Source organism: Mycobacterium sp. PO1 (assembly GCF_017312405.1).
Lineage (GTDB): Bacteria > Actinomycetota > Actinomycetes > Mycobacteriales > Mycobacteriaceae > Mycobacterium.
Genome location: NZ_BLTG01000066.1, coordinates 22,373 through 44,358 on the forward strand (window position 1 = coordinate 22,373; position 21,986 = coordinate 44,358).

The 21,986-nt window shown below is 70.1% G+C and carries 17 protein-coding genes, 1 tRNA gene and 2 pseudogenes; 6 read left to right on the plus strand and 14 right to left on the minus strand.

What is annotated here, in order from left to right:
* The first annotated feature begins 35 nt into the window (after window positions 1-35).
* Both galE and J3476_RS20185 read left to right on the plus strand, forming a co-directional pair.
* Window positions 36-1,013: a UDP-glucose 4-epimerase GalE gene (gene galE / locus J3476_RS20180; RefSeq protein WP_207068147.1), complete on the plus strand. Its 978-nt coding sequence runs from the start codon at window positions 36-38 to the stop codon at window positions 1,011-1,013.
* A 68-nt stretch (window positions 1,014-1,081) separates the two neighbouring features.
* Window positions 1,082-2,785, plus strand: a complete 1,704-nt coding sequence (locus tag J3476_RS20185) for a hypothetical protein (protein ID WP_286183405.1) — start codon at window positions 1,082-1,084, stop codon at window positions 2,783-2,785.
* Window positions 2,786-2,879: 94 nt separating this feature from the next.
* Here J3476_RS20185 and J3476_RS20190 read toward each other — a convergent pair whose 3' ends face one another.
* From J3476_RS20190 to J3476_RS20200, 3 genes are all read right to left on the minus strand, one after another.
* Window positions 2,880-4,064 (minus strand): ATP-binding protein, encoded by a 1,185-nt coding sequence (locus J3476_RS20190; RefSeq protein WP_207068149.1) that lies wholly within the window; start codon window positions 4,062-4,064, stop codon window positions 2,880-2,882.
* Between the two features lie 89 nt (window positions 4,065-4,153).
* Window positions 4,154-4,226, minus strand: a tRNA-Thr gene (locus J3476_RS20195).
* A 64-nt stretch (window positions 4,227-4,290) separates the two neighbouring features.
* Entirely contained in the window at window positions 4,291-5,523 is a 1,233-nt protein-coding gene (locus tag J3476_RS20200) for a DNA polymerase III subunit delta' (RefSeq protein ID WP_207068150.1), read from the minus strand.
* Between the two features lie 82 nt (window positions 5,524-5,605).
* Between J3476_RS20200 and J3476_RS20205 the strand changes: the two genes are divergently transcribed.
* Entirely contained in the window at window positions 5,606-7,189 is a 1,584-nt protein-coding gene (locus tag J3476_RS20205; protein ID WP_207068151.1) for an adenylate/guanylate cyclase domain-containing protein, read from the plus strand.
* Here the strand turns inward: J3476_RS20205 and topA are convergent.
* The 3 genes from topA to J3476_RS20220 all read right to left on the minus strand — a co-directional run bounded on the left by topA (window position 7,186) and on the right by J3476_RS20220 (window position 11,073).
* Window positions 7,186-9,996 (minus strand): type I DNA topoisomerase, encoded by a 2,811-nt coding sequence (gene topA, locus J3476_RS20210; protein ID WP_207068152.1) that lies wholly within the window; start codon window positions 9,994-9,996, stop codon window positions 7,186-7,188. The genes J3476_RS20205 and topA overlap by 4 nt on opposite strands.
* Window positions 9,997-10,130: 134 nt before the next feature.
* Complete coding sequence (locus J3476_RS20215; RefSeq protein ID WP_207068153.1) at window positions 10,131-10,721, minus strand: hypothetical protein; 591 nt, start codon at window positions 10,719-10,721, stop codon at window positions 10,131-10,133.
* 148 nt (window positions 10,722-10,869) lie between these two features.
* Complete coding sequence (locus J3476_RS20220) at window positions 10,870-11,073, minus strand: cold-shock protein (protein WP_003882601.1); 204 nt, start codon at window positions 11,071-11,073, stop codon at window positions 10,870-10,872.
* Window positions 11,074-11,434: 361 nt separating this feature from the next.
* On the opposite strand from J3476_RS20220, the pseudogene J3476_RS20225 reads away from it, so the two are divergent.
* Together J3476_RS20225 and J3476_RS20230 are read left to right on the plus strand one after the other, a co-directional pair.
* A pseudogene (locus J3476_RS20225) lies at window positions 11,435-13,782 on the plus strand (DEAD/DEAH box helicase).
* A 39-nt stretch (window positions 13,783-13,821) separates the two neighbouring features.
* Window positions 13,822-14,910 carry a PAS domain-containing protein gene (locus J3476_RS20230; RefSeq protein WP_207068154.1) on the plus strand — a complete coding sequence of 363 codons (1,089 nt, stop codon included), beginning with the start codon at window positions 13,822-13,824 and terminating at the stop codon, window positions 14,908-14,910.
* 26 nt (window positions 14,911-14,936) lie between these two features.
* Here the strand turns inward: J3476_RS20230 and J3476_RS20235 are convergent.
* The 7 genes and pseudogenes from J3476_RS20235 to ssd all read right to left on the minus strand — a co-directional run.
* Window positions 14,937-15,314 (minus strand): annotated as a pseudogene (locus J3476_RS20235) (Rv3654c family TadE-like protein); the annotation flags it as partial.
* Entirely contained in the window at window positions 15,250-15,528 is a 279-nt protein-coding gene (locus J3476_RS20240) for a TadE family type IV pilus minor pilin (protein ID WP_322486586.1), read from the minus strand. The gene J3476_RS20240 and the pseudogene J3476_RS20235, both read right to left, overlap by 65 nt.
* A 56-nt stretch (window positions 15,529-15,584) precedes the next feature.
* A complete protein-coding gene (locus J3476_RS20245) occupies window positions 15,585-15,785 on the minus strand; it encodes a DUF4244 domain-containing protein (protein ID WP_207068155.1) in 201 nt (66 codons plus the stop codon).
* A gap of 21 nt (window positions 15,786-15,806) precedes the next feature.
* Window positions 15,807-16,379 (minus strand): type II secretion system F family protein, encoded by a 573-nt coding sequence (locus J3476_RS20250; RefSeq protein ID WP_207068156.1) that lies wholly within the window; start codon window positions 16,377-16,379, stop codon window positions 15,807-15,809.
* The gene (locus J3476_RS20255; protein ID WP_207068157.1) at window positions 16,376-17,164 is read right to left on the minus strand and encodes a type II secretion system F family protein; all 789 of its coding nucleotides are present in this window, start codon (window positions 17,162-17,164) and stop codon (window positions 16,376-16,378) included. Before J3476_RS20255 ends, J3476_RS20250 begins: the two co-directional genes overlap by 4 nt.
* Window positions 17,161-18,333 (minus strand): TadA family conjugal transfer-associated ATPase, encoded by a 1,173-nt coding sequence (locus tag J3476_RS20260; protein ID WP_207068158.1) that lies wholly within the window; start codon window positions 18,331-18,333, stop codon window positions 17,161-17,163. The genes J3476_RS20255 and J3476_RS20260 overlap by 4 nt, the downstream gene beginning before the upstream one ends.
* Window positions 18,330-19,427, minus strand: a complete 1,098-nt coding sequence (gene ssd / locus J3476_RS20265) for a septum site-determining protein Ssd (RefSeq protein WP_207068159.1) — start codon at window positions 19,425-19,427, stop codon at window positions 18,330-18,332. Before ssd ends, J3476_RS20260 begins: the two co-directional genes overlap by 4 nt.
* Before the next feature lie 501 nt (window positions 19,428-19,928).
* Between ssd and J3476_RS20270 the strand changes: the two genes are divergently transcribed.
* Window positions 19,929-20,717, plus strand: coding sequence for an HAD-IB family hydrolase (locus J3476_RS20270; RefSeq protein WP_286183408.1), 789 nt, complete (start codon window positions 19,929-19,931; stop codon window positions 20,715-20,717).
* Window positions 20,718-21,188: 471 nt separating this feature from the next.
* Here the strand turns inward: J3476_RS20270 and J3476_RS20275 are convergent, their stop codons facing one another.
* Window positions 21,189-21,929 (minus strand): oxidoreductase, encoded by a 741-nt coding sequence (locus J3476_RS20275; protein ID WP_207068161.1) that lies wholly within the window; start codon window positions 21,927-21,929, stop codon window positions 21,189-21,191.
* Window positions 21,930-21,986 lie beyond the last annotated feature (57 nt).

Genomic DNA, 21,986 nt, shown 5'->3' on the forward strand with positions numbered 1-21,986 from the left:
CGAATACGCTGCGGGCGACGACGAAGGAGACGCTGATGAGCTGGCTGGTGACCGGGGGTGCCGGATACATCGGCTCGCACGTGACGCACGCCATGTGTGACGCCGGGATACCCGTGGTGGTCATCGACGACCTGTCGACGGGGTTCGCCGAGTTCGTCGCCCCCGCGGCGACGTTCGTCGAGGGATCGCTGCTCGACGGTGCGCTGGTGGAGGACACGCTGCGGCGCAACGGGGTGCGCGGGGTCATCCATGTCGCCGGGTACAAGTACGCCGGCGAGTCCGTCAACCGGCCGTTGCACACCTACGAGCAGAACGTCACGGCGACCCTCACGCTGCTGTCGGCGATGCAGCGCGCCGGGGTCGAGGCGATCGTGTTCTCCTCCAGCGCGGCCACCTACGGCACACCCGACGTCGAGGTGGTCGACGAGTCCACCGCGACCACACCCGAGTCGCCCTACGGGGAGACCAAACTCATCGGCGAATGGCTGCTGCGCGACGTCGGACGGTCCGCGGGCATCCGGCACACCAGCCTGCGCTATTTCAACGTGGTCGGGTCGGGGTCGCCGCGGCTGTTCGATGCCAGCCCGCACAACCTGTTCCCGAAGGTCTTCGACATGCTGTACCGCGGGGAGACCCCGCGGGTGAACGGCGACGACTATCCCACGCCCGACGGCACCTGCGTGCGGGACTACATCCACGTCGCCGATCTGGCGCTGGCCCATGTCGCGGCCGCGCGCCGGCTGGACGACGGGCTGCCGGTGGAGCGGGTGTACAACCTCGGCAGCGGGGCCGGTACGTCGGTGGCACAGATCATGACCGCGATCCGCACCGTCACCGGCATCGACTTCGAACCGACGATCATGCCACGCCGCCCCGGCGACCCGGCCCGCATCGTGGCCACCGGCGATCTCGCCGCCCGCGACCTGGACTGGACGATGCGGCACTCGTTGGAGGAGATGGTGTCCTCGGCGTGGGAGGCGCGCCGCCAGGCCGGGGACACCTACCCCCGATAGTGCTCGTGCATTCCCGTACCGCCCGCATCGCGCTGTTGCTCATCGCGGTGCATCTGGTCGTGCGGGCGATGCTGGCGTTCGGTGGCTACTTCTATTGGGACGACCTGATTCTGGTCGGCAGGGCAGGCACGCAACCCCTGTTGTCGCCGGCCTACCTGTTCGACGACCACGACGGCCACGTGATGCCCGCGGCGTTCCTGCTGGCGGGCACGATCACCCGGCTGGCCCCGCTGAACTGGGTGGGCCCGGCGCTGAGCCTGGTGGTGCTGGCCGCGCTGGCGGCGCTGGCCCTGCTGCGGGCCCTGCACGTGATCCTGGGTTGGCGGCCAGTCCTGTTGGTACCGTTGACGTTCGCGCTGTTCACGCCACTGGCGATACCGAGCTATGCGTGGTGGGCGGCCGGGCTGAACTCGCTGCCGATGGTGGCCGCGATGGCGTGGGTGTGCGCTGATGTGATCCTGTTGATCCGCACGGGCCGGCGGCGCTACGCCGTGAGCGCGGTCCTCGTGTACGCCGGTGGGCTGTTGTTCTTCGAGAAGTCGGCGATCATCCCGTTCGTCGCGTTCGCCGTCGTCGCGCTGTACGGCCATGTGACAGCGACGGTTTCGGTGCGCGACGTGTGGCGCCGGGGAGCGCGGGTGTGGCTGGCGTGCCTGGCGGTGACGGTGGCGTGGGTGGGCGTCTACCTGTTGGTGGTCGACCAGAGGCGGTGGAGCTTCGATCTGGCGATGACGTGGGATCTGCTGGCGCGCTCGGTGACCCACGGCGTGGTGCCGGGTCTGGTCGGGGGGCCTTGGCAGTGGCAGCGGTGGGCACCGGCCTCTCCGTGGGCGGTACCGGGGCCCGTCGTGATGGCGCTGGGCTGGGTGGCATTGGCGGCCGTGGTCGCGGTGACGCTGTACCGCAAGCAGCGGCTGGGTCCGGTGTGGCTGACCGCGCTCGGCTATGTCGCGGCGTGCCAGGTGCCGATCTATCTGATGCGCTCGTCGCGGTTCACCGCGCTGGAGCTCGCCCAGTCGCTGCGGTACCTTCCGGATCTGGTGCTGGTGCTGACGCTGCTGGCCGCGGTCGGACTGTGCGCGCCGAATCGGCCCGGATCTTTCCGCCTCGATGCGTCCCGAGTGCGGTCGGTGGCGATCGTCGGTCTGACATCGGTGTTCGTCGCCAGCAGCCTGTATTCCACCGCGACGTTCCTGAGGAGCTGGCAGGACAACCCCACCGAGTCCTACCTGCGCACCGCGCAGGCCGGGTTGGCCGCCGCCCATGCCGAGTCGGCGGCGCCGCTGCTCGATCAGGAGGTCGACCCGCTGGTGCTGCAACGGGTGGCGTGGCCGGAGAACCTCGCCTCACACATGTTCGCCCTGCTCGAGGATCGACCTGAATTCGCCCGCTCGACAACGCAATTGCGGATGCTCGACAGCAGGGGTCACATCGTCGACGCTGTGGTGACCTGGGTGCGCAGCATCGCCCCCGGGCCCCTTCCGCAGTGCGGCTACCTGGTGCAGCCGGACTTCCCCGCCGTGCTGCCGCTCGACGGGCCGCTGCTTCCCGCCGACTGGACCGCCGAGCTCAACTATCTGGCCAACAGCGACGGTTCGATCGTGGTGGCACTGTCCGAGGGCGAGGAGGTCCGGGTCCCGGTGCGTCCCGGCCTGAACCGGGTGTTCGTCCGGTTGAGCGGAGCCGGGGACGCCATCACCGTGCGCGCCGACACCGCAGCGCTGTCGGTGTGCCTGGCCTCCGGACCGGTCGGCTTCGTCGCACCTCGCTGACCCGTGACAGGCTGCTCGGCATCAACGACATGCGCGCACGAGGTTTCCCGGTCTACCGCGAGCTACTGAACGGGGAACGGGCCTGCCCCGACCGCTACTCATCCGCGTCGACGTCGGCGTACTCGCGGATGTACTGGGCGAAGCCCGGGGCGGTGAAGCGCATGCTGCCGCGGGAGGACTGCTCGATCAGTCCTTTGTCCATCAGCGACTGCCTGGCCATGCTGATCGCTGTCGAGGTGGTCCCCAGCGCTGCGGCGACGTCCCGGCGTTTCACGTCGCCGTCGCCGAGCGAGGCCATCGCGGTGATGAACTTGGCCTCCGCGGGAGAGGCCTGCTTCCACCGCGATCGGAACAGCATGTTCCGCGCGACGAGGAACTGCTCGCGCGCCGCGGGAAAGTGCTGGGCCGTCAACGCCCCACCAGGCCCCGGATAGCCGGCCGCCTCCCACATCTTGTCGCCGAATTCCTGCAGGAAGTACGGATAGCCCTGCGTCTCCTGCAGCACCGCGTCGAGCGCACCCTGCTCCCACCCCACACCGACCCCGAGGGCGGGGGCGGTCAGCGCCAGGGTGGCGTCGTCGTGGTTGAGGTTGTTCAGGTGCCGGTACTCGAATCGCTCCCCGAAGCTGACAGCTTTGGCGACGGTGTCCTGGGTGTGGCTCAAACCGGCCGCGAAGACCGCGGCGGGCAGTTCGGGGGCCTCGGCCTGCATGTGCTGCCAGGCATAGGCCAGGGCACGGATGCCGACCGCATCGGCGGCCTGCAGTTCGTCGATGAACACCACCAGGCCCGGGCTACCGGCCTCCATCACCCCACGCGCGGCCGCGGTGATCGCCTCCTGGAGGGCGCGGGCGGCTCCCTGGAACTCGGTGTTGTCGGTGTCGGCCGGCGTGGCGAGTTGCAGGGAGGCCACCCCGAAGTTCAGCCGCACGGTGTTCAGCGTCTTGGTCAGCGCTGCCTTTGCGGTGTCCGTCCATGTGGCGGTGACGAGTTTGTCGAACTCATTGGCAAGGTCGACCGACAGCGACACCGAGTCGCCGCCCGTCGCCCAGACCGTGGTGAACGTGCGCTGCCGCGCGTCGCGCTGGGCGACCCGCAGCAGACTGGTCTTGCCGACCCCGCGCGGGCCCACGAATACATGGACTCTGCCGTCGAGTTGGCGGTACACGGACAAGTTCGTCAGGTGGACGCTGACGCGAGCCAGGTGCACGTCGCGACCGGGCAGGTGGAGCGCGATGGCGCCCGGTGTGTAGGGACTTCGCTGCTGCGAGGCGGCCACCGAGCTTATACTTCCTTATAAAAATCGCGATTTCGGGCGGTTTTATAAAGAAGTATAAACCGCGGGCTTGCCGCTGCTGACACATTCGGAGCCGCCTGGGGGAATCGAACCCCCGACCTATTCATTACGAGTGAATCGCTCTGCCGACTGAGCTAAGGCGGCCTGCCGACGGCGACCAGCACCATCGGCGGCCTGAGTCTACGGCAGGGCCGAGCGACGACCAAAGTCAGCCGCGCAGTGCCTGACCGACGGTGCCGACCATGGCATCGACGGCGAACTTCGGTTTGACGTTGCCGGCCAGCGCCTCCCGGCACTCGAGCACCGCCTCGATGCATCGCAGCAGCTTGTCGGCGGGTGCGTGCGCGGCCAGCGCCGCCACCTTCTCCCGCATGTCGGGGTGGTTGGGGGCGATGTCACCGGCCCCCGACGCGACGAGCAGCGCGTCACGGAAGTAGGTGGCGAGGTCGATCAGCGCCCGGTCGAGCGCGTCCCGCGAAGCGCGTGTCTGTCGCGACTTCTGCCGCCGTTCCAGGTCCTTGATCGCCCCGGCCGCGCCGCGCATCGTGCCGGCCGTGCCCTTCCCGGTGCCGCCTGCCCCCAGCGCCGTACGCAACTCGTCGGCCTCGACCTCGTTGCGGTCTTCGGTCAGCGCCCGGGCTTCGGCCTCAGCCGTGGCGACGAGCTCCTCCGCGGCGGCGTAGGCCCGCGACGGCGTGGCCGCGTCCCGGGCCAGTCCCAGCGCCCGCTGCCGGCGCTGGCGGGCCTGCTCGTCGGTGGCCAGCCGCCGGGCCCGCCCGACGTGTCCGCCGCTGACCGAGGCGGCCCACGCCGCATCGGACTCGGTGAGCCCGTCGGACTCGACGAGCACCCGCGCGATGGCATCCACCGACGGTGTGACCAGCGCGACGTGCCGGCAGCGGGAGCGCAGCGTGATGGCGATGTCCTCCGGGTCCACCGAGGGCGCGCACAGCAGGAACACCGTCGACGGCGGCGGCTCCTCCACGACCTTGAGCAGGGCGTTCGCCGCCCCTTCGGTGAGCCGGTCGGCGTCCTCGATCACCACGATCTGCCAGCGACCGGTGCCGGGCCGCCGCGACGCGATCTGCACGATGGTGCGCATCGCGTCCACCCCGATCGACAGGCCCTCGGGGATGATGCGACGCACGTCGGCGTGGGTGCCGGCCATCGTGGTCGTGCAGGCGCGGCATTCACCGCACCCCGGGGGGCCGTCGGACGTGCACTGCAGGGCGGCCGCGAAGCACAGTGCCGCCACCGAGCGCCCGGACCCGGGCGGTCCGGTGATCAGCCAGGCGTGGGTCATCGTGCCCGCAGAAGCGCCCGTCCCACCCGCCTCCGCCGCCTCGCTGTGAGCGGAATCACCGCGCGCCGCCCGCGCGGCAGCCATCAGCTCGGCTTCCACGGCGTCCTGGCCCACCAGACGCGAAAAAACACCCGTCATCGCCGATAACAGTAGTGCTGCGAACCGACACGTCCGTCTCAGACGCTCCCGCGCCGTCAGCTGCGCCCGATACGGTTAGCGAATGGCCGGTGAAGCGATCGAGGTGGGGCGAGTCAGTGCATTCGCCCGCTGGGTCGCGCGCACCCCCTGGCCCGTGTTCACGCTGGGCATGCTGCAGGCCGACATCATCGGCGCGCTGCTGGTGCTGGGTTTCCTGCGGTTCGGCCTGCCGCCCGAGGACCGCATCCAGCTGCAGGACCTACCCACCTACAACCTGGCCATCTTCCTCGGATACCTGTTCATCTCGTTCACCGTCGCGTCCTACTTCACGCTGCGCATGCTGATCCCGGTGATGCGCTGGCAGCGCCGCGACATGCTGCTGGGCGACCGCGACCCCGCCGAGACCGAAGTGGCCCGCATGCGGGCGCTGAAGATGCCCTTCTACCGCTCCGTGATCAGCGCCACCAACTGGCTGCTGGGTTCGGTCGTGTTCATCGTGGCCAGCTGGCCGGTGGCCAGCAAGTCGGCCCCGGTCGTCGCGGTGGCCACCGCGCTGGGCGCGACCGCCACCGCGATCATCGGTTACCTGCAGTCCGAGCGGGTGCTGCGACCCGTCGCGGTGGCCGCGCTGCGCGGCGGCGTCCCGGAGACCTTCCGCGCGCCCGGGGTGATCCTGCGCCAGGTGCTGACCTGGGTGCTGTCCACCGGTGTACCGGTGCTGGCGATCGTCCTGGCGCTGGTCGCCAGTAAGTTCGCGATCCTGACCGCGCCGGCCGACCGGCTGGTGACCACGATCCTGCTGCTGGCCATCGCCGCGCTGGTGATCGGGCTGTCGAGCACCGTGCTGGTCGCGATGTCCATCGCCGACCCGCTGCGCCAGCTGCGCTGGGCGCTCGGGGAGGTGCAGCGCGGTAACTACAACGCGCACATGCAGATCTACGACGCCAGTGAGCTGGGTCTGCTCCAGGCCGGGTTCAACGACATGGTGCGCGACCTGGCCGAACGGCAACGCCTGCGAGATCTGTTCGGCCGCTATGTCGGCGAGGACGTCGCACGCCGCGCGCTGGAGCGGGGCACCGAGCTCGGCGGGCAGGAACGCGAGGTCGCGGTGCTGTTCGTCGACCTGGTCGGGTCCACACATCTGGCGGCGACCAAGCCGGCAGCCGAGGTCGTCAACCTGCTCAACGACTTCTTCCGCGTCGTCGTCGACACCGTCAACCGTCACGGCGGGTTCGTCAACAAGTTCCAGGGTGACGCTGCGCTGGCGATCTTCGGCGCCCCGATCGAGCACCCCGATGCGTCCGGCGCGGCGCTGGCCGCGTCGCGGGAGCTGCACGACGAGCTGATCCGGGTGCTCGGCGAAACCGAGTTCGGCATCGGGGTGTCGGCCGGGCGGGCGATCGCCGGGCACATCGGCGCCCAGGCCCGCTTCGAGTACACCGTGATCGGCGACCCGGTCAACGAAGCGGCCCGGCTCACCGAGCTGGCCAAGCTCGAAGAGGGCCACGTGCTGGCCTCGGCGGTCGCGGTCAGCGGCGCGCTGGACGCCGAGGCGCTGTGCTGGGACGTCGGGGAGATCGTCGAGCTGCGCGGCCGGACCGCCCCGACCCAGCTGGCCCGCCCGGTGAACCTGGTGCGCGCCGACGAGGTCGACCTGACTCGCTAGCTCTTCTTGGCCGCTTTCTTGGCCGCGGACTTCTTCGCCGGCGCTTTCTTGGTGGCCTTCTTGGTGCGCTTCACCGGGCCGCGGGCACGGCGGTCGGCGAGCAGTTCGGCGGCACGCTCATCGGTGATCGACGCGACGTCGTCGCCCTTGCGCAGGCTGGCGTTGGTCTCACCGTCGGTGACATACGGACCGAACCGGCCGTCCTTGATCACCATCGGCTTGCCGCTGGCGGGGTCGTTGCCCAGCTCGCGCAGTGGCGGCGCCGCGGCGCGCTGCCCGGCCCGGCGTTTCGGTTCGGCGTAGATCTTGAGGGCCTCGTCGAGGGTGATCTCGAAGATCTGCTCCTCGGTGGCCAGCGAGCGAGAGTCGGTGCCGCGCTTCAGATACGGTCCGTAGCGGCCGTTCTGCGCGGTGATCTCCTCACCGCTCTGCGGATCGACCCCGACCACCCGCGGCAGGGACAGCAGCTTCAGCGCGTCCTCGAGGGTGACCGTTTCGAGGTCCATCGAGCGCAACAGCGAACCGGTGCGCGGCTTGGGGCCGGTCGGTTTCTTGCTCTTCTTGGCGCCCGATCCGGCACTGCCGTCGTCTCCGTCGTCCGGTTCGGGCAGGACCTCGGTGACGTACGGACCGTAGCGTCCGTCCTTGGCGACGATCTCGTGACCGGTCTGCGGATCGACCCCCAGCGAACGACCCTCCTGCGGTGTCGCGAACGCCTTCTCGGCCAGTTCCAGCGTCAGTTCGTCGGGGGTCAGCTCGTCTTTGAGGTTGGCGCGCTGCGGCTTGAGCTCACCGGGGTTGTCCGGGTCGGCCACCATGCGCTCCAGATAGGCGCCGTTTCGCCCCACCCGCACGTTGACGGCGCGACCCTCGGCGTCGTCGAAGAGCTTGATGGAGTTGACTTCCCGAGCGTCGATCTCTTCGAGATTGCCGCCGACGAGCTGCTTGAGACCGCCCGCCCGCGCGATCGAGCCCTCCACACCGTGCTCACCGCCGAAGTAGAAGTTGGACAACCAGTTCGAGCGGCGCTCCAGCCCCGCGGCGATCTGGTCGAGCTCGTCTTCCATCGCGGCGGTGAAGTCGTAGTCGACCAACCGGGCGAAATGCTGCTCCAGCAGACCGATCACCGCGAACGCCACCCACGACGGGACCAGCGCACTGCCCTTCTTGTGCACGTAGCCGCGGTCCTGGATCGTCTTGATGATCGAGCTATAGGTCGACGGCCGGCCGATCCCGAGGTCTTCGAGCGCCTTGATCAGCGACGCCTCGGTGTAGCGGGCCGGCGGCGACGTGGCGTGCCCGGCCGCGGTCAGATCCTTGGCGTCGACCCGCTGGCCCTGGGTCAGGTTCGGCAGCCGGCTCTCGGCGTCGTCGGCCTCGCCGCCGGCGAGATCGTCGATGCTCTCGACGTAGGCCTTCAGGAAGCCGGGGAACGTGATGGTGCGGCCACTGGCGTTGAACACCACCTGCTCACCGGTCTGAGCCTGACCTGCGATCCGCAGGCTCAGCGTGGTGCCGCGCGCATCGGCCATCTGCGAGGCCACGGTGCGCTGCCAGATCAGTTCGTAGAGCCGGAACTCGTCGGTGTCGAGCGCCGAGTGCAGCTGGCCGGGAGTCTGGAAGACGTCACCGGCGGGACGGATGGCCTCGTGGGCCTCCTGGGCGTTCTTGACCTTGCGGGTGTACTGCCGCGCGGTGGGATGCAGGTATTCCTCGCCGTAGAGCTGACGAGCCTGGTTGCGGGCGGCGTCAATGGCCGACTGCGACAGCGTCGTCGAGTCGGTACGCATGTAGGTGATGTAGCCGTTCTCGTAGAGCCGCTGCGCGATGCTCATCGTGCGTTCGGAGGAGAACCGCAGCTTGCGGCCCGCCTCCTGCTGCAGCGTCGAGGTCATGAACGGCGCGTAGGGGCGGCGGGTGTAGGGCTTCTGCTCCACCGACGCCACCGACAGCTGCGCGCCGCGCAGACCGGCGGCCAACCCCTCGGCGCCGGCCTCGTCGAGCACGAGCACCTCGTCGGGCTTGCGGACCGCGCCCAGCGAGTCGAAGTCGCGACCGGTGGCCACCCGGCGTCCGTCGACGGTGTTGAGTTTCGCGGTGAACGTCGGCGGCTGGGCCTGCGCATCGGAGACGCTGGCGTCCAGCTCGGCGCTGACGTCCCAGTATCCGGCGCTGCGGAACGCCATGCGCTCCCGCTCGCGCTGGACGATGATGCGGGTCGCCACCGACTGCACCCGGCCGGCCGACAGCTTCGGGGCCACCTTCTTCCACAGCACCGGGCTGACCTCGTAGCCGTAGAGCCGGTCCAGGATGCGGCGGGTCTCCTGCGCGTCGACCAGATCGTTGTCCAGGTCGCGCGGGTCCTCGGCGGCCGCCCGGATGGCCGGCTCGGTGATCTCGTGGAACACCATCCGCTTGACCGGGATGCGCGGTTTGAGGGTCTCCAGCAGATGCCAGGCGATGGCCTCGCCCTCGCGGTCGCCGTCCGTGGCCAGATAGAGCTCGTCGACGTTCTTGAGCTTGTCCTTGAGGTCGGCGACGGTGCTCTTCTTGTCCGGGCTCACGATGTAGAGCGGTTCGAAGTCGTCGTCGACGTTCACACCCAGCCGGGCCCACGGCTCGGACTTGTACTTGGCCGGCACGTCGGCGGCCGCTCTGGGCAGGTCACGGATGTGTCCACGCGACGATTCGACGATGTAGTTGGACCCGAGGTAACCGGCGATCTTGCGCGCCTTGGTCGGCGACTCGACGATGACGAGTCGCCGGACACCTCGGTTTCCCCCGCTGCCGCGGTCCCCGTCAGCCAACTTTGTCTAGCTCCACTTCTTCTGCTGCCCGCGTAGTGCATGTACCCATGCCACCCGCTTCGGCAACTGACAATTTCGCACCCCGCGCGTGCCGACGCAAACCGTCCCTCCTGGGCCGGAGGTTCGCAAACCGGCTAAACCCGTGGCCACTGCAGCAACGACTCAGCCCCCTCCGGAGGTTCCCCCACGTTCTCTACCAGGCGCGATAGCCGTCGGCGGCCGCTGATTCGCAGCGCCGGACGCGACCCTCTGGTGCCGATCAGAGTGGGCGCGATCCCGACCCGCATCATCGCCGAAGCCAGGGCCGAATGAGTGTCCGGAGCGTGCGGGTCCAGCCCGAGCAGGTAGCGGTCGGCGTCGGCGGTCCCGGCCGCCAGCACCCACGCCCGCAGCTCGCGGGGGCCCGGCAGCCACTGCGGAGGCACCGTCTTGACGGCTCCCCGGGTCCACTGCTCGGCGATCGCGACCAGCCGGGCGTCCAGCGCGGTCCGCACCAGCGGGGTGTTCTCGTCGGTGCGGGCGATCTCCGGGACCAGGCCGGCGCCGGCGATCATCTCCGCGAGCGCGTCGGCCCGCCACAGGTCATCCACCACCACCGACAGCCGGGCCGTGGGCCCCTGGGGCCCACTGACCAGCACCACCTGTCCGGGCGCAGCCAGGATCCCCGTCAGGTCGGCGATTGCCGGCGGCACCGACTCAGCCGAGAAGAAGGACAGCTGGCTCACACCGTCGACCCTAGGCCAGCACGGGCCCGCGCAGCTGTTACCCGGGCCGGTACGCAAAACACCCCCGCGTTGTCCGTGGGGATGACGCGGGGGTGTTCTGTGATCCTTCGAGCCTGCCGGCTCGGTGGTCTTGAGTTGGTCGCTTAGCTCAGATGGCTCGAACGCCGGTGGCCTGCGGGCCCTTGGGGCTCTGGCCAACCTCGAACTCGACCTTCTGGTTCTCCTCCAGAGTGCGGAAGCCGCTTCCCTGGATCTCCGTGTAGTGGACAAACACGTCCGCCGACCCATCTTCAGGCGCGATGAAGCCGAACCCCTTCTCCGCGTTGAACCACTTCACAGTTCCCTGTGGCATCTCTCGTACTTTCCTTCTCTTCATTCACCGGGTGCGGTCCACCGTCCTTCGGCAGACCGGGCCCGTTCCGACCGCCATACCTTCGTGGAGTGCTCGGAACTCAGACCCGACCTACAACCCTCGCAGGAACCGCGATCGCAACGTCGTTCCTGCGAGTGTGGGGACACCAACACAGAAGCTGCGACCGCGAGTAGTCAATCACGTTCCGGCCTGCGGCGACAGTCTCAGCGCCGTCACGTAGTGAACAATTCACGTACGACATGTGCTGGGGCGGCCCACGGCCGGTGCCCCGGCGTCGGTACGACGTCGTCTTCGGAGGTGATCGGTGACGGAAGCAGCAGCAGGCGCCCGGGCAGATACGGTGCCCGACTTCGGCCGCGCGCTGCTCGCCGGCGCGGTCGAGGGCACCGCGGTCGACGAGCATCCGGTGCGCCATGTCGCCGACCTGCCGCCGCGACGGGCCCGCCCGCAGGGCTGGCCGGCCTGGGCCGACCCAGATGTGGTGCGGGCCTTCCGCGATCGTGGCGTCGAGGTGCCGTGGTCGCATCAGCGCGCCGCGGCCGACCTCGCTCACGGCGGACGTCACGTGGTGCTCAGCACCGGCACGGCGTCGGGCAAGTCGCTGGCCTACCAGTTGCCGATATTGACGGCGCTGAACCAGGATCCGCGCGCCCGCGCGCTGTATCTGTCGCCGACGAAGGCGCTGGGCCACGACCAGCTGCGTACCGTCGCCCAACTCACCGCCGCCGTTCCCGGCTCGCCGACGTCGCCCCGACGTCCTATGACGGCGACAGCCCCACCGAAGTGCGCCGATTCGCCCGCGAGCGATCCCGCTGGATCTTCTCCAACCCGGACATGATCCACCTGTCGATGGTGCGCAACCACGCCAGGTGGGCGGTGTTCCTGCGCAACCTGCGGTACCTGGTGGTCGATGAATGCCACTACTACCGAGGCATTTTCGGCTCCAACGTGGCGATGGTGCTGCGCCGGCTGCTGCGCTTGTGCGCGCGGTACGCACCGGATTCGGGCGAGCACTGCGGGCCGACGGTGATCTTCGCCTCCGCGACCACCGCGGAGCCCGCGATCACCGCCTCCGAACTCATCGGCCAGACGGTGAGCGAGGTGACCGAGGACGGGTCACCGCAGGGTGCCCGCACTGTCGCGCTGTGGGAGCCGGCGTTGCTGGCGGAGCTGATCGGCGAGAACGGCGCTCCGGTACGCCGCTCGGCGGGCGCCGAAGCGTCGCGGGTCATGGCCGACCTGATGCGGGAGGGGGCCCGCACGTTGACGTTCGTGCGCTCGCGACGGGGCGCCGAACTCGTCGCGCTCGGGGCCAAGGCACGGCTGGCCGACGCGAACCCCGACCTCGCCGATCAGGTGGCGTCGTATCGGGCCGGTTACCTCGCCGAGGATCGTCGGCGACTGGAACGGGCGCTGGCCGACGGCGAACTGCGCGGACTGGCCACCACCAATGCGCTGGAGCTCGGGGTCGACATCGCCGGCCTCGATGCCGTTGTCCTGGCAGGCTTCCCGGGAACCGTCGCATCGTTCTGGCAGCAGGCCGGCCGCGCGGGCCGGCGCGGGCAGGGGGCTCTGATCGTTCTGATCGCCCGCGACGATCCCCTCGACACGTACCTGGTGCACCATCCCGCAGCGCTGTTGGACAAACCCATCGAACGGGTCGTGATCGATCCGACCAACCCGTACATCCTGGGGCCGCAACTGTTGTGCGCGGCGACCGAGCTGCCGCTGTCCGACGCCGAGGTGCGGGCCTGGGGCGCCGAACAGGTCGCCGCCGCACTGGTCGACGACGGCCTGCTGCGTCGCCGTCCCAGCGGGTACTTCCCCGCCCCGGGAGTGGATCCGCACCCAGCGGTGGACATCAGGGGCTCCACCGGCGGACAGGTCGCGATCCTGGAAGCCGACACCGGGCGGATGCTGGGCAGTACCGGGGCGGGACAGGCACCGGCGTCCGTGCACCCCGGCGCGGTGTATCTGCACCAGGGCGACAGCTACGTCGTCGACAGTCTCGATCTGGAGGCGGGAATCGCCTTCGTCCACACCGAGGATCCCGGGTACACGACATTCGCGCGGGAGCTGACCGACATCGACGTCACCGGTCCCGGTGAGCAGTCCCGGCACGGCCCGGTGACCGTGGGCCTGGTGCCCGTCTCGGTCAGCAACACCGTGACCGGCTATCTGCGGCGGCGCATCGACGGCGAGATCATCGACTTCATCGAACTCGACATGCCCACGCGCACCCTGGAGACCATGGCGACGATATGCACGATCACTCCGGAAGCGTTGCAGCGCAGCGGAATCGATCCGCTTCGGATTCCCGGCTCACTGCATGCCGCCGAGCACGCGGCGATCGGCCTGCTGCCGTTGATCGCCAGCTGCGATCGCAGCGACATCGGCGGGGTGTCCACCGCGATCGGCCCGGTGGGCGGATTACCGACGATCTTCGTCTACGACGGTCACCCGGGCGGAGCCGGCTTCGCTGCGCGCGGATTCGGCATGCTCGCCGACTGGTGGGGTGCGACCGCGGAGGCCATCGAGGCCTGCGAGTGCCCCGCGGGTTGCCCGTCGTGCGTGCAGTCCCCCAAATGCGGGAACGGCAACGATCCGCTGGACAAGGACGGCGCGGTGCGGGTACTGCGTCTGGTCATCGGCGCGCTGACCGGGCATCCCCGGCGCCTGGACGGTTGACGGCGGGGCACGCGGGAACCCGTCGGTACCATGACGGTCATGAGCCACGACTGGATGCTCGTGGAGACACTCGGCGACGAACCGGCCGTTGTCGCCCAGGGGGACCGCACCAAGGATCTGGTGCCGATCAGCACCTTCCTGCGCCGGCATCCCCATCTGATGGCCATTCAGACCGCGATCGGCGAAACAGTCCGGGCCGGCGGCGGTTTGACCAGCATCACACCCAAGAACGATCGGGTGATCCGCACCGAGGTCGTGCAGATGTCCGACGGCCGTATCCACGGGGTGCACGTGTGGTTGGGCGCTCCGGACGAGGAGCCGCCTGCGCGCCCCATGGTCGGACCGCTGATCTGGGACCTGACCGCGGGCACGGCCACCGACACGCGGGAGTCGCTGGTGGTCGGCGGCTGGGATCCCGACCGCCAACCCACCCATGGCCGGGCGTTCGTCGACGACCTGCCGCGCCGTGAACTCAAGCCCAGCGAGGCGCAGGTGCTGAGCATGATCATCGAGCCGCAGGTGGGGGTGTCGATCTGCACCACCTGGGACGTCACCGATTATCGCGGCGAGCAGATCACCGTGGGGTTCGTGGCACGTTCGGTGCCCGAGGTGTTCGACGACGGCAGCGAGCATCTCATCTGCCGGGCGATGAACTGGCGCAGTGTGTGCGAGGGCTCGGGTATCCAACACGATCTGCTGGCTCAGAAGATCATCGCCGGGTTGGCCGTGCCCGGAGTGCACCGGGCGTTGGTCGACCCACGCCATTGGACGTTGTTGAAGTGGCTCGACGAACCCGCACCATTCTTCGACTGGCGGGCCGGGCTGGTCAGCATCGACGCCGTGCACCCCGACGACAGGTCCGCCATGGCCGCGATGGCCGCCGAGTTCGACTCGGGCGTGACGTCCGGGGTGCTACGGGTGCTCGACCGGAGTCGCAGTTGGACGCCGGTACACGTGACTGTGCACCGGGTCGAGCTCGACGACGGTGTGTACGCCGGCTTGGCCGCCCTGCGGGAGCCCACCGCGACCGAGCTGAGCACCGTCGAACTCGACGGCGACCGCCCCGCAGAGCGGACCCGAAAGTCCCACTCGCGCAAGGGCAGATCAGCCAAAGCCGGCAAAGCGTGACCGTCGGCTGACGACGGACCCGCCCGCGCCACCGCCCTGGCGGGTCCCAGCCATCGGCTCCCCAGTGCGGGCCGGACCTGCACCGTGACGACGACGTCCACGCCGTCCACGGTGCAAACCGCCACCTCGGCCTGCATCTCCTGCGCGAGGCGACCGGCGCGGGTACATGCGGCAGCGGGGCCGGCCGGCAGATGCGCGGCTGCGGCCAGGGCGGCCAGGTCGGCCGCCGCCTGAGCCCGGTGCCGGGCAAGGACGGCTGCACCGAGGTGCGCAGCGCCCACCATCACTGTCACCAGCACCGCGACCATGGCCACCGCGAGAACCCCGGCTGCCCCCTGCTCACTCCGAGTGCGGCTCGACTGCGGCCAGCGCCTCGGCGCCGACCGAAAGCCACGGCAGCACAACCGACTCCACAGCGACGGTGGCGACGACGACGTCGCCGCGCCGACGCACCTGCACCGTCGCCCCGCCAGGAGCGACCCGCTGGGCGGAGCGGATCGCCGCCGCCGGTGTGTCCCCGCGCGCGGCGAGCCGGGCCGCTTCCCGGGCTGCATCGACACAGCGCGTCTGCAACGACACCGCGGCCACGCCGGCCATGCCGATGACGAGGACGGCCACCAGCGTGACGACCGCGAAAGCAGCCTCGATCGTGACGGCCCCGGTCTCTGCACCGCTTACGTGGCGGTGTTCAGGGCGCGGCTGATGATGTTGGTCAACGCGTTGACGACCGAATCTCCGGTGATGACGGTGTAGAGAATCGCGCCGAAAGCTGCGGCCGCGACCGTTCCGATCGCGTACTCGACCGTCGACATGCCCTCGTCGGCCACTGCGAGGAGGGCCAGGCGTGCCTGTAGCCCACGTATCCGTCTTTTCATCTGTTTTCCCTCCACTTGTTGTCACATCACTCCTGACTGCAGGACGTCACCGGCGAGTCCGGCCACGACCGGCACCACACCGAGGCACACGAACGCCGGCAGGAAGCACAGCCCGAGCGGCCCGGCGATCAGTACCGAGGCGCGTTCGGCTCGGGCGTGCGCGGCAGCAGCGGCCTCGGCACGCAGGTCGCCGGCGAGCTCCTCCACTCCCCGCGCCAGCGCGGCACCCGAGGCCGCCGAGCGGCGTGCCATGCGCAGGAACGCGGCGATGTGTCGGTCGGCTGGGGCTCCGGCTTGCGCCCACGCCTGTGCCGGGTCCGCGCCGAGAGCCAACAGGTCCGCAGCCCGGCGCAGTGGCACGGCCAAGTGGACCGGCGCCGACGCCGACACCGCCGCTGCTGCGGTGGATGTGGCCATGCCCGAGTGCAGGCACGCCCCGAGCACGTCCAGAGTGGCGGCCACCGCGAGGAGGTCCTGGCGGGCGCGCGGCTGCGAGACCGGACGCGCCGAGCACAGGCCCGTCCCCAGCCGGCTCTTCGCCGCCCGCGGCCAGGCGAGCACCGCGGCGGCGAGAATGACTGCTGCCCAGCTCATGTCACCACCCCTGCGATGATGGTGTCCGACCACAGCAGGCCGGCGCAGATCAGTGTCGCGCCGATCAGAAGCAGCCACCCGCCCGCTCCGCCGGACAGGAGAAACGCCACCGGATCGGCCCCCAGTGCCTGCCCGAGCAGCAGACCCAGCAGCGGAAGACCCGCCAGGATGGCCGCGGTGGCGCGGGCACCGGCCAACCCTGCCTCGACACGGCGGCCGAACCGGCGGCGCTCGGCGAGGTCGTGCTGGGCGGTCTGCATCACCGTGGCGATCGCCAGGCCGTGATCGTGGGCGAGCTGCCAGCACACCGCCAACCGCTCCCAGTGCTCCGGCGAGTGGGTCCGGCTCGCTTCGACGCGAAGTCCCGCCGCTACATCGGCGCCCAGCAGCGCTCGGGCCGCCACCGCCGAGAGCGACCGGGAGACCGTGCCCTGGCTCTCCGCGGCAGCCGTCGCCACCGCGGCCACCGGGTGGGCCCCCACCCGGAGCTCGCCGACGAGGACGTCGAGGGCATCGTGCAGGTTGTCTCCCTCCCCGGACCGTCTCCCACGCCGCAGCGCTGACCGCCGGCGCGCCAGCAGGGTGGCGGCCACGACGGTGAGCGCCGCGACCACGCTCACCGGCAGTACCGCCAGCAGCGCCGCGCAGCCGCCGCCGACGACCGGGATCAACGGAACCGTCCGGGCCGCACGCGCACTGCGAGGCAGCAGCGCCCGGACCCTGCGCCGGGCCGATCGGGGCGCCACCAGCACGGCCAGGGCCAGCGTCAGCGCGGCGACGCTCATCCCGTGCTCCGAGCTCGCACCAGGGCCTCGAGGTCGGCCAGTCCTGGACCGGGCCCGCTGTCGAGCCGCCAGCAGGGCAGCACCCGCACCAATCGATCGTCGCCGCGGGTCAGCATTCCCACCTCGGCGAGCCGCCGTCGGCCGGCCCGGTCCCGGGCGACGTGCAGCACGACCTGGACAGCCGCGGCGAGCTGACTGTGCAGCGCGGACCGGTCGAGGCCGCCGAGGGCGGCCAGGGCTTCGAAGCGGGCAGGCACCTCGGCTGGGCTGTTGGCGTGCACGGTTCCCGCGCCGCCGTCGTGGCCGGTGTTCAGTGCCGTCAGCAGGTCGACCACTTCCGCGCCCCGGACCTCTCCGACCACAATCCTGTCCGGTCGCATGCGCAGCGCCTGTCTGACCAGATCCCGCACCGTCACTTCACCGGCGCCTTCGACGTTGGCAGCGCGCGCGACGAGCTTGACCACGTGGGGATGCGCCGGAGCCAGCTCGGCGGCGTCCTCGACGCACACGATCCGTTCGTCAGCGGGGACTGCCGCCAGCAGAGCGGCCAACAGCGTCGTCTTACCCGCCCCGGTTCCGCCCGAGATCACGAACGCCAGCCGCGCGGCCAGCATGTCGGTGAGGAGCCGGTGTGCCTGGCCGTCGATGGCCCCCGACGCCACCAGCGACCCGAGATCCTGGGTGGCGCAGCGCAGCACGCGCAGAGACAGGCAGGTGCTTCCCGTGGCGATCGGCGGCAGCACCGCGTGCAGCCGCACGGTCAGCGGCCCCGCCGGCCCGCCCGCGGTGGTGAACTGGCCATCGACCCACGGCTGCGCGTCGTCGAGTCGGCGACCGGCCGTGAGCGCCAGACGCTGTGCCAGCCGGCGCACCGCCTCGTCGTCAGCGAAGCGCACCGCGCTCCGGCGCAAACCGTCTCCGTCGTCGACCCACACCGCGTCGGGAGCTGTCACCAACACGTCGGTCGTACCCGGACCGCGCAGCAGCGGCTCCAGCACGCCCGCGCCCACCAATTCGGTCTGCAGCTCGTGCAGACTGCTCAACACTTCCGTATCCCCGAGCACGCCACCGGACTCGGCCCGGATAGCCGCAGCCACCACGCTCGGATGCAGCGGAGCTCCTTCGGCGGCCAACCGCTCCCGGACGCGGTCGACCAACGACCCGGTCATGCCACCAACTCCGAGGCGTGTGCGAGCTCGGGCCGGCGGCTGACCAAAGCCAGCACCTTGCGCGCCGCACGAGCAAGCGGTGTGCGCGGCCGCAACCGCAGACCCCCGCAATCCAGCTGTGCCTCGATGCCGGGCTGCGGTCGCATCGCTGCCAGCACGGGCCGTCCGATGAGGCGTCCCGCGTCCGCGGGACCGAGCCCGCCGGGCGCCGGCCCCCGCGCCACGACACCGGTGTTGGGGTTCTGTTCTTCCGCCCACCGGGCGGTGACCGCCGCTGCTGCACACGATCGAACATCAGCGGTGGTGACCAAGATCACCAGATCTGCGACTGCCAGAGCCGTCTCGGTGGCCGCCGACGGGCGCCGCGCCAGGTCGCAGATCACCGGGACCCCGGCCCGGCTGCCGGCCTCGATGACGGCGCTGACCGCACGGGCCTCGATGTCGTTGCTGGATCCGCTCCCAGACAACACTCGGCCGGCCGACAACAGCGTCACACCGTGCTGGCGGGGCAATGCGTCGCGCAGCGCCGGATAGCTCAACCGACCGCCCGCCAGCGCCAGGTCGGGCCACCGCAGGCCGGGCTCGGTCTCCGCGCCGAGCACCAGATCGAGACCGCCACCCCATGGATCCCCGTCGACCAGAACCGATTCGGTCGCGGTGCAGGCCAGCGCCGCGGCGAACACCGACGCGCCCGCGCCACCACGACCGGCCAGCACGGCCACGACCGGCCCGCGCGTGACGCCGTCGCCTGCCGCGTCGGCAGCTTCGGTCAGCGCCGACAGAAGGTCGCGCTCCTGGGTGGGCAATATCACCAGTTGTTGCGCGCCGACGGCCACCGCGGCCTGCCATTCGCCGGATCCGGGCTGCTCAGAACACACCAACAGCACCCGCGCACGCCGCGGCATACCCAGCTGTACGCAGCGGAGCGCGGCCTCACCGTCGAGCAGGATCGCCGCGGCACCGGCCCACACGCGGCGACTCGAGGGGGCGCCGGCACGCACGACTTTCAGTCCGGCTGCGGCGACCACCCTGTCGATGGGGGGATGGAGCGCACGGTCATCGACCAGGACGAGGATGCCGGCGGTGGGTGCCATGGACACCAGCGTCGACGCCGGCGCCGACACCGGAAAGACCCATCGCGGCCGACCCGGCGCATCTGTGGATCAATCGGAATTTGGGGAATACCCGACCGGCCATCGAGAGCAACGAAAACGGCGTTCCGCAACGTCGTGAGGAGAAGTGATCTATCCGGACGGCGAAAACACCCCACAAAAGGGACGACCCCCGCCAGGGGGGGAGGAGGCGGAGGTCGTCGTGTATCAGCCCCGGGGGGTCGGGCTGATGCACACCCGGCATAAGCCGAGTGATGCCCACTATACACACGCGAGAGTGGGCCAGCGCAAGTACCGCGCCGGGAACAAGTTGGCCACAACCAGGAAAGATTACAGTCACAGACACCTGTCGTGAACTGCCAATTTGTACGTTCTGCCGCAATCTGTCACTGCGCCGGCCCCTATGCTGAGGCGGTGACCGCACCCGATCCGGCGACAGCGGGGCGTCCCGGCGCCGACGGACCTCTCCCCGGCGACGGCCCCATCCGCACCGCAGCGTTTTTCGATCTGGACAAAACTGTTCTCGCGAAATCGAGCACCCTCGCATTCAGCAAACCGTTCTTCAGCCAAGGGCTAATCAATAGGCGCGCGGTTCTGAAGTCCACCTACGCCCAATTCCTTTTCCTCATGTCCGGCGCGGACCACGATCAGATGGACCGGATGCGGTCCTACATCACCACGATGTGCACCGGGTGGGACGTCCAACAGGTCAAGTCGATCGTCGGCGAGACTTTGCACGACATCGTCGATCCCCTGGTGTTCGCCGAGGCGGCGGTGCTGATCGCCGACCACAAGCTGTGCGGCCGTGACGTCGTCATCGTCTCGGCCTCCGGCGAGGAGATCGTCGGGCCGATCGCCCGCGCACTGGGCGCCACCCATGCGATGGCCACCCGGATGGTGGTCGAGGACGGCAAGTACACCGGCGAGATCGAGTTCTACTGCTACGGGGAGGGCAAGGCCGAAGCCATCCGTGCGCTCGCCGCGCGGGAGGGTTACGCGCTGCAACATTGCTACGCCTACTCCGACTCGATCACCGACCTGCCGATGCTCGAGACCGTCGGCCACCCGACCGTCGTCAATCCCGATCGCGCGCTGCGCAAGGAAGCCGGCACCCGCGGCTGGCCGGTGCGGTCGTTCTCCAAACCGGTGTCGCTGCGCGACCGGATCCCGGCCCCGTCGACAGCCGCCGTCGCGACTTCGGCGGCAGTCGGCATGAGCGCGTTGGCGGCCGGCGCCCTGACCTACTCGCTGCTGCGCCGTTTCGCGTTCTGACGCGCTACCGAACGGTAGCTGGTGGCCTCGGTGCCGCTTCACGTAACAATCATGATTCGCACGCGTTTTGGCACTTGATGTGACCGTGGTCACGTAGTACAAAGGAAGCACGGAAGCCGGGAGAGGCCAAGGCCGAGCCGGAAGAGAAGGCTCGTACTCCCGACCTCGGCTCCCCAGCACGGGTCCCGGAACCCACGCGGAGCACATACCGCGAAACAGGTAAAAGTGTTGCGGGCCTGCGTAACTGCGAGAATCGGACAACCAGGACGGCCCTTTGGGTGGGGCCCGTCGGAGGTCGCGACTCGCAAGGACGCCGAGGCCACCCACGCAACCCCCAACGCACGCTTGGTAACCGGGGCCCCGTGCTAGCGGGCGGCGAGCCGCAGTGGATCACACCACTCGGAGCGTCGCCCGCTTCATATTGTCCGGAGTTTGCCGGGGCCCGAGCTCGAGATGCCCGCTCAGGATGACTCAGGATGACTCAGCCACGGCGATCGCCAGGGCTTCCCTGGCGCCCGCGTGCAGCGCCTCGCCGCTGAGCACCAACCACGCTGCCAGCCCATCGGGGGTTCCCGACGCGAATCCTCGTGCGGCCGCGCGGTAGTCGCCGGGGCGGCGCATCCAGTGCACCTCGGGGACGCCGAGGCCGTGCGGATCCAGACCGCTGGCGATGGTGATCAGCCGCGACACCGCGCGGGCCACCACCCCGTCGGCGGTGCCGAACGGCTGCAACGTCAACAGTTCGCCGTGCGCGACGGCCGCCAGGACCGCAGCGGGCACCCGGGTGCCCCCGGTCACCAGATCGGCGAGCAACGCCAAGCGGCGGCTGGTGTCCATATCGCCGCGCGGGCGGCCCAGGGCGTCGTCGTCGACGAGGTCGCTGGCGGCCAGCGCATGCAGCCGCGCCATCGCCTGCAGCGGCGCCCGGCGCCACACCCCGACCAGTGCCCCCTCCCCGCCTTCGAGCGCCTCAGCCACCCGCAACGCGCCGGCAAGCACCGGATCACCACTCCCGTCGGCGGGAAACTGCAGCGGTCCGCCGTCGAGCACCGACGAGGCCCGGGCGGCGCGGACCGCAGCCTCGGCCGCGGACTTCGGCCAGCCGCGAAGATTGGTACGGTGCCGATGGGCGCGGCCCAACGCCTCGCGCGCCTCGTCACCGGCCTGCTGCACACCGGGCAGTTCGACCAGGGGGGCGAGCGGATCCGACACGGCGCCCACGCTAGCCGACGCGCCCGGTCACGCCGACGGCCGTCGGGGTACCGCTGG

Coding starts and splice junctions, on each gene's coding strand:
- J3476_RS20200 (WP_207068150.1), bottom strand. CDS start 5,523: ATGACGGGTGTTTTTTCGCGTCTGGTGGGCCAGGACGCCGTGGAAGCC.
- J3476_RS20205 (WP_207068151.1), top strand. CDS start 5,606: ATGGCCGGTGAAGCGATCGAGGTGGGGCGAGTCAGTGCATTCGCCCGC.
- galE (WP_207068147.1), top strand. CDS start 36: ATGAGCTGGCTGGTGACCGGGGGTGCCGGATACATCGGCTCGCACGTG.
- J3476_RS20250 (WP_207068156.1), bottom strand. CDS start 16,379: ATGAGCTGGGCAGCAGTCATTCTCGCCGCCGCGGTGCTCGCCTGGCCG.
- J3476_RS20245 (WP_207068155.1), bottom strand. CDS start 15,785: ATGAAAAGACGGATACGTGGGCTACAGGCACGCCTGGCCCTCCTCGCA.
- ssd (WP_207068159.1), bottom strand. CDS start 19,427: ATGGCACCCACCGCCGGCATCCTCGTCCTGGTCGATGACCGTGCGCTC.
- J3476_RS20255 (WP_207068157.1), bottom strand. CDS start 17,164: ATGAGCGTCGCCGCGCTGACGCTGGCCCTGGCCGTGCTGGTGGCGCCC.
- J3476_RS20185 (WP_286183405.1), top strand. CDS start 1,082: ATGCTGGCGTTCGGTGGCTACTTCTATTGGGACGACCTGATTCTGGTC.
- J3476_RS20260 (WP_207068158.1), bottom strand. CDS start 18,333: ATGACCGGGTCGTTGGTCGACCGCGTCCGGGAGCGGTTGGCCGCCGAA.
- J3476_RS20230 (WP_207068154.1), top strand. CDS start 13,822: ATGAGCCACGACTGGATGCTCGTGGAGACACTCGGCGACGAACCGGCC.
- J3476_RS20220 (WP_003882601.1), bottom strand. CDS start 11,073: ATGCCACAGGGAACTGTGAAGTGGTTCAACGCGGAGAAGGGGTTCGGC.